General features: G+C 50.7%; 12 protein-coding genes and 1 pseudogene. 5 read left to right on the forward strand and 8 right to left on the reverse strand.

The window, feature by feature from the left end:
* The 4 genes and pseudogenes from E3E33_RS10885 to cdr form a co-directional block, all read left to right on the forward strand.
* Positions 1-1,626 (forward strand): annotated as a pseudogene (locus E3E33_RS10885) (pyrolysin (pls)); the annotation flags it as partial.
* Positions 1,627-1,703: 77 nt separating this feature from the next.
* On the forward strand, positions 1,704-2,003 hold the full coding sequence (locus E3E33_RS09680) for a DUF424 domain-containing protein (RefSeq protein WP_167711967.1): 300 nt from the start codon (positions 1,704-1,706) through the stop codon (positions 2,001-2,003).
* A gap of 53 nt (positions 2,004-2,056) precedes the next feature.
* Complete coding sequence (locus E3E33_RS09685) at positions 2,057-3,223, forward strand: 60S ribosomal export protein NMD3 (protein ID WP_167711966.1); 1,167 nt, start codon at positions 2,057-2,059, stop codon at positions 3,221-3,223.
* A 59-nt stretch (positions 3,224-3,282) separates the two neighbouring features.
* Positions 3,283-4,608, forward strand: a complete 1,326-nt coding sequence (cdr, locus tag E3E33_RS09690) for a CoA-disulfide reductase (protein WP_167711965.1) — start codon at positions 3,283-3,285, stop codon at positions 4,606-4,608.
* 8 nt (positions 4,609-4,616) lie between these two features.
* Here the strand turns inward: cdr and E3E33_RS09695 are convergent, their stop codons facing one another.
* The 4 genes from E3E33_RS09695 to E3E33_RS09710 all read right to left on the reverse strand — a co-directional run bounded on the left by E3E33_RS09695 (position 4,617) and on the right by E3E33_RS09710 (position 8,396).
* Entirely contained in the window at positions 4,617-5,861 is a 1,245-nt protein-coding gene (locus tag E3E33_RS09695; protein WP_012571261.1) for an MFS transporter, read from the reverse strand.
* Between the two features lie 125 nt (positions 5,862-5,986).
* Positions 5,987-6,727 carry a Rossmann-like domain-containing protein gene (locus E3E33_RS09700; RefSeq protein ID WP_012571260.1) on the reverse strand — a complete coding sequence of 247 codons (741 nt, stop codon included), beginning with the start codon at positions 6,725-6,727 and terminating at the stop codon, positions 5,987-5,989.
* Positions 6,728-6,736: 9 nt separating this feature from the next.
* Positions 6,737-7,528, reverse strand: a complete 792-nt coding sequence (locus E3E33_RS09705) for a hypothetical protein (RefSeq protein ID WP_167711958.1) — start codon at positions 7,526-7,528, stop codon at positions 6,737-6,739.
* 4 nt (positions 7,529-7,532) lie between these two features.
* On the reverse strand, positions 7,533-8,396 hold the full coding sequence (locus tag E3E33_RS09710; protein WP_167711957.1) for a molybdopterin-dependent oxidoreductase: 864 nt from the start codon (positions 8,394-8,396) through the stop codon (positions 7,533-7,535).
* 188 nt (positions 8,397-8,584) lie between these two features.
* On the opposite strand from E3E33_RS09710, the gene E3E33_RS09715 reads away from it, so the two are divergent.
* Positions 8,585-8,875, forward strand: a complete 291-nt coding sequence (locus E3E33_RS09715) for a hypothetical protein (RefSeq protein ID WP_167711956.1) — start codon at positions 8,585-8,587, stop codon at positions 8,873-8,875.
* A gap of 38 nt (positions 8,876-8,913) precedes the next feature.
* On the opposite strand, the gene E3E33_RS09720 is transcribed toward E3E33_RS09715, so the two are convergent.
* The 4 genes from E3E33_RS09720 to E3E33_RS09735 are packed head-to-tail and all read right to left on the reverse strand — an operon-like array spanning position 8,914 to position 13,103.
* Positions 8,914-9,747, reverse strand: a complete 834-nt coding sequence (locus tag E3E33_RS09720; RefSeq protein WP_167711955.1) for a M23 family metallopeptidase — start codon at positions 9,745-9,747, stop codon at positions 8,914-8,916.
* Positions 9,748-9,785: 38 nt separating this feature from the next.
* Positions 9,786-10,565 carry an ABC transporter ATP-binding protein gene (locus tag E3E33_RS09725; protein WP_167711954.1) on the reverse strand — a complete coding sequence of 260 codons (780 nt, stop codon included), beginning with the start codon at positions 10,563-10,565 and terminating at the stop codon, positions 9,786-9,788.
* Complete coding sequence (locus E3E33_RS09730) at positions 10,552-11,496, reverse strand: iron ABC transporter permease (RefSeq protein WP_167711953.1); 945 nt, start codon at positions 11,494-11,496, stop codon at positions 10,552-10,554. The genes E3E33_RS09725 and E3E33_RS09730 overlap by 14 nt, the downstream gene beginning before the upstream one ends.
* Entirely contained in the window at positions 11,493-13,103 is a 1,611-nt protein-coding gene (locus E3E33_RS09735) for an ABC transporter substrate-binding protein (RefSeq protein WP_167711952.1), read from the reverse strand. The genes E3E33_RS09730 and E3E33_RS09735 overlap by 4 nt, the downstream gene beginning before the upstream one ends.
* Positions 13,104-13,212 lie beyond the last annotated feature (109 nt).

The following is a 13,212-nucleotide window of genomic DNA, read 5'->3' on the forward strand; positions in this document are numbered from 1 at the left end:
CCCAACCCGGTCGAGGGCACCTGGGAGATAACTGCCTACTCTAGTATATTCACCAAGTACCTCAGCGGCTACGACACTTCCCAGTACGAGATTGAGGTCAGCCTGACCTCAGTTTCCATCGAGCCTGAGCTCATACTCAAGGACGTTGCCCAGCCCTCAAACGTCACCGTCAAGGCCACCGTGAGCAACGACTACGGTGACTTCAACGCCAGTGTCGTCGGCTATGGAGTCGGCAGGCTAGACCAGGCCTATGCAATGGTTAGGAACGTCAGCCAGGATAGCTGGGACGTTATTGGCGCAGTTCCAATATTCAGCTCTGACTATTATATCAAGTTCGGAATCACCCAGCCAGAAGACCCGAACGCTGACCTTGATCTGTACATATTCTACTTCCCGACTTACGAGGACCTCATGAACTTCACAAACTACACCCTCTACTGGGAGCAGATAGGCCCAACCTCCGACGAGGTATTTGAGAAGTTTATGCCAGAGCCGGGCTATTACCTCATCGCGGTTTACGGCTACGACACAGTTGACTACAACCCAATCCAGTACGTCTTCTACTACCAGATACTCGGCGATAACGGCAACATCAGCGTTGATAGTACTCCGTTTACATTCACAGAGGGCACCAGCAAGACTATAAAAGCCACTGTAGAACTCAACAACTATGGAACTTACCTTGGAGTCATGGGTCTCGTCGATTCCGACACTGGCGAGGCTCTCACCTACGCGCCTATGATATTCCAAGTGGGCAGTCCAGAGATGTTTGTGGCAGTCTATTCAGAGGCCACGCTTGGCAAGCAGTCGGTGCTTAAGATCAAGCTCCTTGACCTTGCGACCATGCAACCGATAAACGCTCCAGCCAAAGTCATCGTGAACGGCAGGGAGTACTACACTGACAACGGTGAAGTGGATGTCTACTTCGTCCCACTTAAGTTTGAAGAGACCTTCAATATCTACGTCATCAGTGACTACTACATGGACTACTCCGGAACATTTACGGTCAAAGTGAATGAACTCGCTGGCAATGAGGTTTACGATGCTACCCAGATAGAACCATACATCGCCACGGGACTTGGCAGTGTAACCAATATCAATGTTTCGGACAGCGGCACGATGATAGAGATTACCGCTGAAGGTTCCAGCGGTACGATTGGATATCTCCTAGTCACCCTTCCAGTTGACACCCAGTACGTCAAGGTCGCCGGCGATCATGTGCTCGAGTACTATATCATTGAGGGCCAGAATGCCGTCTACACTATTGTCAAGGTCAGGTACGCATCCCCAGTTACAGTCACCATCGAGTACAAGACCGCCCGCTACATCGTCAGCACCTGGAACTACGTCTGGTACATGCTCTACTGGAGGTACAACCAGAAATTTGATCCGCTCTACCAGAAGGCCGTCGAACTCGGTGTTGACAACGAGACCCTTCAGGAGGCCATGCGCTACAAGGAGCTCGCCGACGAGTACTACGCAGAGGCAAAGAAGTACATGAACCCGTACAGAGAGAACCTCGCCGTTGCGGCACTTCCGTACGTCAGGAAGGCCTATCTCAACATCCTCAAGGCCTACACACTGCTCGAGGAGGCAGTTAACGAGATTGAAGGTTCCGAGGGCTGATGCCCTCTTTTCTTCTCTCTTGATTTTTCTACCCAATGCTTTTAAACCACCGGATGTTTCTCTTCTCGGTGGCGCTCATGATATACATCAAGGTCTATCGCGTTCAGGGAGAAGTTCTGTTAGCAGCATGCGACGAGGAGCTTCTTGGAAAGACCTTCAGAGAAGGAGAACTCCAATTAGAAGTAAAGGAACGCTTTTACAAAGGAGAATTAGTTGAGGAAGATGCCCTGGAGAGCCTTCTCGAGGAAGCCACGATAGCTAACCTCACGGGCGAAAGATGCGTTAAAAAGGCTATAGAGCTGGGCTATGTGGACGAGGATAGAGTCCTGAGGATCCAGGGAATTCCACATGCCCAAATGGCCAAGATGTTCCTCTGAGGAAATCAGAGATTTTTTAAACATCCCTTCTCACTTCTTCTCCGGTGAGAACTATGAGTGAGAGGTTCTGCTACAGGTGTGGAATAAGCGAGAGCGAGGGTGGGCCTCTAGTGATTGGTCTCTGCCAAGTGTGCTTCCGTAAAGAGAACCCTGTCCTGCTCATCGAAAGAGAGATAAACACAGAGCTCTGTCAAAACTGTGGGAGCTACAAGAAGCGAGGGGTGTGGGTTGACCCGAGCACCTACGAGCTTGAGGAGCTTATTTTTGAAGTTGCTGAGGGTGCTCTCCTTGAGGAGCTCGGGGATTCCCTCGACGAACGCGTGAGGAGCTTTGAAGTAGTTTCAATGGAAGAACTTGGAGAAATAAACGATCTCCCGGTTGGAGCGGCAGTAGTAGCCTTCCAGCCGGTGGACTGGCACATCGAGTACTTCCCTGCCATAATAACCTATGAAGTTCGTGTTAAAGCCAGAATCCACGAGCTCCAGCGCGAGCTCCACGACGAGGTCAAGTACGTGACGGTCTACGTCCGCCAGACGGTATGTCCCCGCTGTCAGAAGTTCCTCGGCGGTTACTTTGAGGCTATCCTTCAGGTCAGGGCGGAAGATAGGCCCTTAACAGAGGCGGAAAGGAAGGCCATAGGCAAGCTCGTGGAGGAGAAGGTTGACGAGATAATGCGCAAGGACAGGATGGGCTTCATTCAAGATACTATAGAGAAGGAGGAAGGCTTGGACTTCTACATGGGTTCGACTTCGAGTGCCAGAAAGCTTGCCCAGGCAATAAAGGAACGCTTCGGCGGAACAATAAGTGAGGCCTATGAACTCGTGGGCATGGACAGGCTGACGAGTAAGGAAGTCTACCGCACGAGCGTGAGCATTAGAATCCCGAAGTTCCAGAAAGGGGACATAGTTGAAGATAGGCGCGGCAACGTCTATGAAGTTGAGAGGGTCGATGGGAAGGGCATGAGCCTCAGGAACCTTTCGACCAACGAAAGTGAGCACAGGGACTGGAAGACCGTGAAGAGGGAGGGTATAGATTGGGTGGAGTACGAGAAAAGCGAGGCGATGGTGACAAGCATAACCCCAAACGAAGTTCAGCTGATGGATATGGAAACCTATGAGACATATGAGCTTGACAAGCCAGGCATTGATCTGAGGGAAGGTGAGATATACCGCATGGTGGAGGTCAGGGGCAGGAAGTACTTCCTTAGGAAGAAGGAGTGATCCGCTTTTGTCCGCCAACTTTTTTAACCGTAGGTTTTGAACCTCTTTTGGTGATTCTTATGAAGAAGACAGTCGTTATCATAGGTGGTGGAGCAGCTGGAATGAGCGCTGCATCTCGCATCAAGCGCCTGAAGCCGGAATGGGACGTTAAGGTCTTTGAAGCAACAGAATGGGTCAGCCACGCTCCCTGCGGAGTTCCATACGTGGTAGAAGGAATCTCGCCGAAGGAGAAGCTTATGCACTATCCACCGGAGGTTTTCATTAAGAAGCGTGGCATAGACCTTCATATGAAGGCAGAGGTAATAGAGGTCGAAGAGGGTTCTGTAAAGGTTCGCGAGGAAGACGGAGAACACACCTACGAGTGGGATTACCTCGTCTTCGCCAACGGTGCTTCCCCGCATGTTCCATCCATAGAGGGACTCGAGCTAGAGGGAGTTTTCACTGCAGATCTCCCTCCGGATGCCGTTGCGATAAGAGATTACATTGAGAAGAACAATGTTGAAAACGTCGTCATCATTGGAACGGGCTACATAGCCATCGAGATGGCCGAGGCCTTTGTCGCCCAGGGCAAGAACGTAACGCTCATCGGCAGGAGTGAGCGCGTTCTTAGAAAGACCTTCGACAAGGAGATTACCGATATAGTCGAGGAGAAACTCAAAGCCCACCTCAACCTCCGCCTGCAGGAGCTGACGATGAGGATAGAGGGTGACGGAAGGGTCGAAAAGGTAGTCACCGACGCCTCCGAGTATCCCGCTGACCTTGTTATAATTGCAACGGGCATAAAACCCAACACTGAACTAGCCAAACAGCTTGGAGTTAGAACAGGCGAAACTGGGGCAATCTGGACGAACGAAAAGATGCAGACCAGTGTTGAGAACGTCTATGCCGCTGGAGATGTAGCAGAGACTCGGCATATCATAACCGGCAGGCGCGTGTGGATTCCACTGGCTCCGTCAGGCAATAAGATGGGCTACGTGGCCGGGAGCAACATCGCCGGCAAGGAAATAACCTTCCCGGGTGTCCTTGGTACCAGCATAACCAAGTTCCTTGACCTTGAGATAGGTAAGACCGGTCTCACCGAGGCCGAGGCCATAAAAGAGGGCTACGACGTTAGAACCGCCTTCATAAAGGCGAAGACGAGGCCGCACTACTATCCCGGGGCTAAGGAAATCCATCTCAAGGGCGTCGTTGACAACGAGACCAACAGGCTGCTTGGCGTTCAGGCCGTCGGTGGGGAGATACTGCCAAGGATTGACGCTGCAGCGGCCATGATTCAGGCTGGATTCACCACGGAGGATGTTTTCTTCACGGATCTGGCCTACGCGCCACCCTTCGCTCCCGTGTGGGACCCTCTGATAGTCCTAGCTAGGGTTCTGAAGTTCTGACTCTCTTTTCATTTCCTCAATAGCGCGATGCTTCCCCCAAGGAGCACTAAGCCAAGGCCAAAAGCTGTTCCAAAGCCTGCAGTGGCTACAATCCAGCCGCCGAGGGCGCTTCCCGTGATATAACCAGCAGAGCTTACAACGTTGTAGGTCCCCATAGCGCTTCCATTTTCCTTTTCACCGGCATTTTCACTAACTATGGCCGTCGATGAAACACCTATGAAGGTCCAGGAGTAGCCAGCCAGGGCGTATGAGACGAACGCCAGGGGGAGCAGTGCCGGGGAGATCAGCGCGCCGACGGTGATTGCTACGAACGCCCCTGTTCTGATAAGGAGGCCTTTTCTAAGCGTTCCTTCCTTGTTTTCACCCATACTCGTCCCGACGCTGGTGTAGTTGAGGGCCGCTATGGTGGAGTTGACGATCAGGGCAAGGTAAATGATTTCCCTAGTGAAGCCGTTCTCCGTAAGGAGCACGGGGACCTGCGGGAAATACAGTCCTGCCGCTATCCAGAAGAGCAGAAACGATATGTAGAACCTTTTCAGACCCTCTGGAAGGCTGAAATTGGTGTGGAGGATGAAGCTAGGGAAGTAGCGAGCCTTCTCGATGACATAGTTGCCGAATACTCTTATGGCTTTTCTGTTGACATATATCGGGACCTCCCGTATCATCCTCTGGGCCATGAACACAGATGGCAGACCGAAGAGGGCGAATGCCACGAACAGCTGGGGAATCGTGAGAAACCTTGACAGGCCAAAGCCGAGAACTAGACCGAGCACCCAGCCCCAGCCGCTTATCTCGTTAAACTTCCCTATACCGTAGTCCCAGCTGTGCTTTCTGACGCTTCTTAAAACCAGGGCTATCGGCACGGAAAGCGTCGATGCAAGGAAGAATGCGTAGGCGGTGTTTATTGCTATGAGCTGTGCAGGAGTTCTCGCCAGTGCCATCAGCGTTAGGAAGAGCGGCACGCTCGCGAAGCCGAGCAGTATAAAGGGTTTCCTCCTCAGAGTCCTATCGCTGAGCTTTCCCCAGAAGAGAGCGCCGAGCATCGATGCCAAGCTCGCCAGTGCGAAAGTAAGACCGACGGTCGAGGCATTCCCGCCCAGCTCAAGGAGGTAGAGGCTGACCAAGGCGGAGCTTCCACCTGTGGCTACCTTGAAGGGCACGAAAGAGTAAAACCACCGCGGCATCCTGGGGACGTAGCGGTAGCGGTTCGAGACCATTGCGTTTCTAACCGCAACCGAAACTCTCTGACTCATTTTCTCACCTTGAGGCCTTCGGGAGTCGCTTTCGGTTTAAAAAGATTTGTGACGCGGAGAAGGCTATAATGTTCGGAATTGTTCATTGAATATGTGTGGAAGAAACGACAAAAGAAGAAAAACCCTCAAGGTTCAACGACGTACTTCTTGCTCTCGTTGGAGAATCCCCTGAAGCAGCCAAGCTTCAGCTGGAGTATTGCATTTTCGACGTTCACAACCTTCATCGAGGCTATGTGCGTTACCCCTGTGCCCTTAAAGAACTCTGGAAGAACCTGGCCCGTTGGACCGGTCAAGAGGAAGATTCTGGCGTTTTTAGCCCTGTCAAGCAGCATGTCGATGGTTCCGTTCAGGATGCAGGTTGCACTTGCCATTACTGCATCGACTTCTGGCAGAAGCCAGTACTCAAGGGCATCGCTGAAGGTGTTCCTGTCCCAGAGCTTCGGGTTGCGCTCGAAGATGTAGAGCTCAAAGCCCCTTTCACGCAGGGCTTTGACTATGGGAGGCATGTTTCCAATAACTGCGACCTTCTCAATACTCTCATCGAGCAACTCCACGGCGTCGATCCACTTTGCATCGCTCAGGTCGATGTGATATTGAGAGACGGCGTTTATCGCTGCTAAGCCGAAGGCTCTCTCGATGATGTTCAGGCTGTCGGCTTTTTCTATGAACGCCTCCAGAGAGGGCTCCTCGATGGAGTTCTCGTACCTTTGTACCTCCTCCGGCAGGGTCATTGCGACTCCAAGGGCCTTTCCCCTTCTGCCCTCGATGAGGACGTAGGTATACGGCAGGCCAAATGAAAAATCTAAGACTCTGAAATCCTCGTCAACTAGTTTTAGGGCCTTTTTCTTAAATTTCCTCAGTAGCATGAGAATCCCTCACTTTTCGATGTTAATACCTTTAAGGTCATTTATTCCGAGCTCTGGGATTTTGAATTCTCCGTCTTCATAGACAATCGTTGGGTCTTTTTCGAGCACTTCCTCCAGAGAATACTCGAATCTTCCCTCTCCGGTCACAAAAACGACTTTCTTTGCGGTCTCTTTAAGGATCGCCTTATCGAGGACGTCTTTGAGCCTTGCTGAGTTGCTCTCGTTTTTCACTATGGAATCTATCCCCCGGAAGATGTTGAGGGTTCTTGGCGAGAAGTAGAGTATGTTGAACACCTCTCCGTAAACGGAGAAGCACTCACTCTTCCTTACGAACTCGACGACGCGAATCTTTTTAATCCAGTTGCAGCGGCAGCCATAGCTCAGATCGACGATGAGCTTTATCGGCGCGTCGTTTCCCTGGAGTGGATTTCCATCCACGTATAGGGCCAGAATCATCTTCGTGTAGTACGGAATGCTCACCAGATACAGATCATCGGAAACGAAATTTATGACGTCGCCTTTTCCGAGCTTTTGGGGTGGGACGCCCTTCCACACCAGTGTTTTTCCGATGGATAGATCCTTGTCAAGCATCTCTTCCATGGGCATCCCCTTGAGCTCGTCGAGGGTATATTCCGTAACGTTCTCGCCGTTTGTGACATAGACTGTCCAGTTCGAATAATCTTCGGTTGATACATTGAGGGACACTAACGCGGGAGTCGTCGTTTCTCTGGTGTTCCCCTGACTTATGCAGCCGAGGGAAAATGTGAGAAGGATGATGATTGCAAGAACGGCCCACTTCATGGAATCACCCTATCACGATTTCCTTCAGGTCCTTTACCCAAGTCCTGCTCGGCTCGCCGGGGATTACCACCCTGAAGTCTGGGGTGAGTATTGCTTTATCGTTCTCATAGACTGCCATGAAATCTAGCGTGGCGCTGTATCCATCCTTTGCTATGAAGGTTATATTTACTGCATCGTCATCGGGGCGGGCTTTGTCAAGGAAGAGCTTTAGCGGAACTCCACTGAAGGTCACGTTCTCTCCTCTCAGCTCTACAGTCACTTCCATTCCGAAGGACTTCATCAGCTCGTCGATATCTTCCCGGGTCACCACAACCGTTACCTTGGTCTTCCCGTGTATCACCACTGCGTTCTCGTCCCCGATCAGCTTAATTTCGCTCAGCCACTTGAGCCACAGCTTTCCAGGCTGGTTGGGTATGACGAGTTTGATGGGGCCGCCGTTGTCGGGGCCGAGAGGCTCTCCGTTCTCCTCCCAGCAGAGGTAGGCGTTCTTTAAATCGTCCATGCTCAACGTTATCTCGTAGCCATCCTCCGCCCTGAACCTGACCCATTTGACCTTGCTCTCATCAATTCCCAGCTTTTCAAACACTTTCTTGAGTGGAACTCCCACGTATGTGTTGTTTATCTTGGCCCCAGTTGACTTTACGAGGGTTGCATTGAACTCCACGCCTCCCAGGGACTGAAGTTCTTCCGGTGTTATCTCTCCAGTTGTAAGTCCGCTGACCTTTATAGCAAACGACGCTTGAAGTGAGGATGTTATAGCTGAGGACTGTGTTGTGGACTGTGTTGGGGTAGGGCTTGTTGTTTCCTGGTTTATACACCCACAAATGAACACTGTTAGAATCAACAGTGCTGCCACAAACTTTTTCATGGGGAATCACCACCAAACATGAAAATTGATTTATATATAACACTTCCGTTAAACAAATTTGCTATCTGTTAAATAGAAAAATTTATTAGCGTGCTTCTCATTTGGGAATTATGATAGTCGAAAGGCTATCAGAGAGCTGGACGATATATATGGAATAATAAGCGAGCGTTTTGATAGTGGTTTTTACGTTGAAGACCTCAAAACTGGCGAGAAAGTCGTCCTGGCATCTGAACGGGAAAATAGACTTCAAATTCGGGAAGTTCTACTTCAATCCAGATGCCCCCGAGTTCATAAAGCGGGCGCTCCAGAGAGATGGAAAGATAATGGTGTACGACGAAATCGGGTACTTAGAGATGCTCGGCTACTTTGATGTTTTCAGATATATCTGTGGGGATTCCATTCTGATAGTCAGAAAAAGACCTCCTCAACGAAATAAGGGGAAAGATAAAATTCGATGCCCTTTTCGAGGTCACACTTGAAAACAGAGAGTGGGTCTGGAAAGATGTAGTGAGGTGTTTCAATACACTCTCCGACTTTTCCGGGTCTTTGGAAACGCGGTGAGCACAATAATCTCCCCTTCTTCAAAATTACCTCCAACGAGCTTTAGCTTTTCCTGATTGCAGTATATTCCCACTCCTATAGCTTTTTCTCCATTTGCCATAATCTCGAAATCAGCTCTAAAAATCGAAGCCCCTGAAGAGATTTGCTGGGCTGGCAGCTCAACATTAAGTACCCTAACCTTTTCTGTGTTTCCAAAAACTGCCCCGTAGTGATAGTGCGGCAGGCCCCCTTCAATGGGATGGTCATTAAAAGCAATTGGTGTCAGGTTTTCCTTTCTCCGTCTTATGGGCACTATCCAGCAGTAGTTTTCACGGCGTTCGACGACCTCGAATTCCCGTCCTTCCGCCGTGGGGACTAGCCTCAAAAGCTCCGGCCGAATTTGAAAAGCACCCCTCGCGCGATAGGGATTCTCGCAGGAGCGAAGCTCGAAGTGCACGTGTCTGTCGCTCCACGGCATGTAAAATCCCGACACTGTCATTTCCCCAATTTCGTCCCCAAGGGCAACTTTCTCCCCTACCTTAACCGTGGGTTTAACGTGGAGAACTTTGAGGCAGAATTCCCCAATGCGGAAAATCATAACGTAGTCCTCCCTTATGGGTACGTGAGCGGGAGTTCTGACCTTTTTGATGCCCTCAACGATGCCCTCCTCAAGGGGAAACAGCGCCTTCTCGGGAAAGTACACATCAACTGCCGTCCCAAGTTTGTGAGCTGGATAGGGACTGTTGTAGAAGCTCCACCACGCGTCGTTGGGGACTTCAAAATTCATGCCTCTGACGGTCGCTATCTTCATCGCGCTCCTCTCCCTACGAGGGCTTCTTGAATTCAGCTTTAAATCTTGCCGTGCTTTTCTTTCTCTGGAACGACGATTGGCTGTCCGTCAACATTTACAAGCCTGACCCGTAGGTTGTAGAGGATGCTCATCGTATCCTCGTTGATGACATCTTCGGCTTTGCCGTGCATCAGAACCTTGCCCTCCTTCATCAGGAATACCTCATCGCAGAACAGAAGAGCCAGGTTCGGATCGTGGAGTGATAGGAGAACCAGCTTTCCAAGCTTTTTGGCGATTTTTTCAATGACCGAAAGAACGAGGAGCTGATTTTTGAAGTCAAGGAACGACGTTGGCTCGTCAAATATGATTAGCCTTCCTCCCTGTGCGAGGGCCCTGGCTATGAGCACCAGCCTCTTCTGACCTCCGCTCAGCGAGGTAAACGGTCTGTCCTTCAGCTCTTCGATTCCAAGAGCTCTGAGGGCCTTCATGGTCTTCTCCTCATCTTCGTCCCCCGGCCCAGTGAGCAGGTTCGCGTGGGGGCTGCGTCCCATGAGTACGACCTCAAAAACCGTGTAGGGGAAGTTTATTGAGAACTCTTGGGGAGCGTATGAAACGAGCCTTGCCCGCTCTCTGAAGCTCAGGCCGACTAAGTCTGTTCCATCGAGCTCTATCTTTCCGGACTGCGGCCTTAAAATCCCCGCGATGCACTTCAGGAGTGTTGATTTTCCTGCCCCATTGGGCCCGAGGAGACATCCAACACCTTTTTCGAGTTCAAACGTGATCCCTTTGAGTATCCGGCTGTTGCGGTAGGAGAATTCTAGGTTCTCAACCCTTAGCATGCTCTCTCCTCCTGGCAAGTATCGCCACCAGAATCGGTGCTCCAATCAGTGAAGTCACAACGCCCAAGGGAAGCTCTGCTGGAGTCAGTGTTCTTGCTATGTCGTCGCAGATCACGAGCAGTATCGCACCTGTAAATGCCGACGCTGGAACAAGCTTCCTGTTGTCGTAGCCGACTAAGAGCCTGGCTATATGGGGTGAGACGAGACCGACCCAGCTGATTATCCCACTCACGGCTGTTGCAGCCGAAACTGCCAGCGCTGCCAGCCCAATCACGAGCTTTTTATATAGGGAGACGTTCATTCCGAGGGCTTTTGCTTCCTCTTCCCCCAGAGAGAGTACATTAAACGCCCAGCGGAGGAGGATAAGACCGGCTATCCCGATAATCATTGGGATGGAGAAGAACTTCAAGTCAACCCATCTGATTCCAGCGAAGCTCCCGAGGAGCCAGAACACTATGGTGGGGAGCTGGTCGTATGGATCCGCCAGATACTTTGCCATACCGACGAGTGCCGAGAAGAAAGCTGAAACGGCTATTCCAGCCAGCAGAAGTCCAACTATGCCGTTTCCAACGAGTCTGCTCATTTTGTAAGCAATGAAGACGGCAGTGATGCCAAAAACGAAGGCGAACATCTGGACGAAATATGGGTTGAATGAGAAGAGCATTATCGCGACGACGGCACCGAAGGCTGCACCGCTGGTCACGCCCAGAATGTTCGGGCCGGCTAGATAGTTCCTGAAGACGTTCTGAAAGGCCAGTCCAGCCAGGGAGAGCGAAGCGCCGACGAGGGAAGCCGCCACGATCCTTGGCAGCCTCACGTCAACTAGTATGGTCTTGGCTAGCTCGTCCATGTTGAAGGGACTGAATGCGAATCTTCCCACGAACAAGGAACTAATGAAAACAATGAAATAAAGAAAAACGAAGCGCTTCAACTTATATCACCAACCAGCGATACATCGTTGATGCTTATCCCAAAGAACCTCTCGTAGAAGTCGTTGGCTTCTTTCATTATGTCCAAGTCGCTGAAGAGCTCTGGATGCAGAACTTTTGCCGTCCAGTAGAGGCCGAGAATCCACTTTGGAGCCGGGTAGTCCCAGCTCTCCCCGTCGTTTGGCATGGCGTAGATTTTACCCTCTTTCACGGCCCTTATCTGCCCCCATGCTGGGTCATTGAGGATGTCTTCCTTTATCTTCGTGCTCGGGTAAACTGGGGAGTAACCCACGACTATTATAACGTCGGGGTTCCACTCCGCAACCTGCTCGACGTTTATTACGTTCCACCCTCCCGGCAGTTCCTTGGAAACGCTTATTCCTCCGGCCATCTCGATTAACCTATTCTGGAAGTATTCCTGACCTGGAGCCTTGAAGGCTTTGCTCTTCATGCTGTACATGACCAGGAGAACCCTTGGCTTCTGGTCTTCGCTGAGCATTGACGTCTTGTTTGTTATCCGCTCCATAGCGTTTACGTAGTATTTTGTTATCTCCTTTACTTCGTTCCCCTTTCCGAGAACCTTGCCCATTATCTCGAGGCTCTTCAGGTAGCTCTCAACGGTTTCCAGATCAAGGACTATGACCGGGATACCGAGGCTTTCTATCTGCTCGTTGACCCGCTCATCTCCCCAAGCCGCGGTAAAAACAACGTCTGGATTGAGCTTTTTAATCTCCTCCACGTTGGCACTCGTTGGATCACCCGCTAAGATTACTCTGTCCTTTGCATCTGGATCAATCAGCTGAATGAAGCTGTCGCTCACAACCATCGGAGTTCCGCCAACGATTTTTTCACCTTCGCCTATTAGGTAGACCATTTGTGCAGCGAGTCCGTAAATGGCGACGATTCTGTTTACTGGCTGTGAGACTTTTACTTCCTTCCCTCTAAAATCGGTGACAGTTATATACCCGGTTTTCGGTTCTTCGTTAGTCCCGGTGCTGGTGTACGATTGTTTAATTACCTCTATCCTTGTAACTGCTTTAACCCATAGGTTGCCCGGAGTTATGCATCCATCATCGCCGACAAGAGCGATCTGTATGGGGTAAACTTTCCCATCGAGCTCAAAGGTTATTGGCTCTCCGTTGAACTCGTAGGCTATTATGGGTACAACGCTTCCCTCTGTGGGGTTTCCATTTTCGTCCATGGTGTCAATTCCCTTTCCAAGGACAAAATCGTAGCTCACTACAACGGAGTAGCCGTCGGCGGCGACTATCCTAACGTTGTAGTCCGGTGAGAGGCCACCAACGAGCTCGAGCAGCTCTTTTAGGGAAACACCCTTATAAGTGCCAACTCCTTTTATCGAGCCCATCTTTGTTTTGTATCCGCCCTTGCCTTCGATCTGAGGCAGGCTTTTGAGGCCTTCGAGCGTCAGGCTCTTTTCTCCATTAGGCCCAATCAGTGTCAGCACAACCTCGCTGTTTTCAGACGGGGTGGGGGTTGCCGAAGTGGGGCTTGTATTTGAGGCTGTGATATTCTTTTCTCCGATACATCCGCTTGAAATCACGCTGAGCAACAAAACTCCAATTAAAAGCGGGGCTAGGTACTTTCTCATTAAGGCTCACCGGAGGATTACCCACATATGGGAATTTAAACGTTTGCGTAAATAAAAATGTTAAAGTTAAACACTAATGTTTGCGAAAATTAGGTCATGATCGAAAAGC

Source organism: Thermococcus sp. GR5 (assembly GCF_012027535.1).
Classification (GTDB): domain Archaea; phylum Methanobacteriota_B; class Thermococci; order Thermococcales; family Thermococcaceae; genus Thermococcus; species Thermococcus onnurineus.

Bases quoted from the DNA above. Each gene is read 5' to 3' on its own strand.
- E3E33_RS09680 (WP_167711967.1), top strand. From the start codon at position 1,704: ATGATATACATCAAGGTCTATCGCGTTCAGGGAGAAGTTCTGTTAGCA.
- E3E33_RS09685 (WP_167711966.1), top strand. From the start codon at position 2,057: ATGAGTGAGAGGTTCTGCTACAGGTGTGGAATAAGCGAGAGCGAGGGT.
- cdr (WP_167711965.1), top strand. From the start codon at position 3,283: ATGAAGAAGACAGTCGTTATCATAGGTGGTGGAGCAGCTGGAATGAGC.
- E3E33_RS09695 (WP_012571261.1), bottom strand. From the start codon at position 5,861: ATGAGTCAGAGAGTTTCGGTTGCGGTTAGAAACGCAATGGTCTCGAAC.
- E3E33_RS09700 (WP_012571260.1), bottom strand. From the start codon at position 6,727: ATGCTACTGAGGAAATTTAAGAAAAAGGCCCTAAAACTAGTTGACGAG.
- E3E33_RS09705 (WP_167711958.1), bottom strand. From the start codon at position 7,528: ATGAAGTGGGCCGTTCTTGCAATCATCATCCTTCTCACATTTTCCCTC.
- E3E33_RS09710 (WP_167711957.1), bottom strand. From the start codon at position 8,396: ATGAAAAAGTTTGTGGCAGCACTGTTGATTCTAACAGTGTTCATTTGT.
- E3E33_RS09720 (WP_167711955.1), bottom strand. From the start codon at position 9,747: ATGAAGATAGCGACCGTCAGAGGCATGAATTTTGAAGTCCCCAACGAC.
- E3E33_RS09725 (WP_167711954.1), bottom strand. From the start codon at position 10,565: ATGCTAAGGGTTGAGAACCTAGAATTCTCCTACCGCAACAGCCGGATA.
- E3E33_RS09735 (WP_167711952.1), bottom strand. From the start codon at position 13,103: ATGAGAAAGTACCTAGCCCCGCTTTTAATTGGAGTTTTGTTGCTCAGC.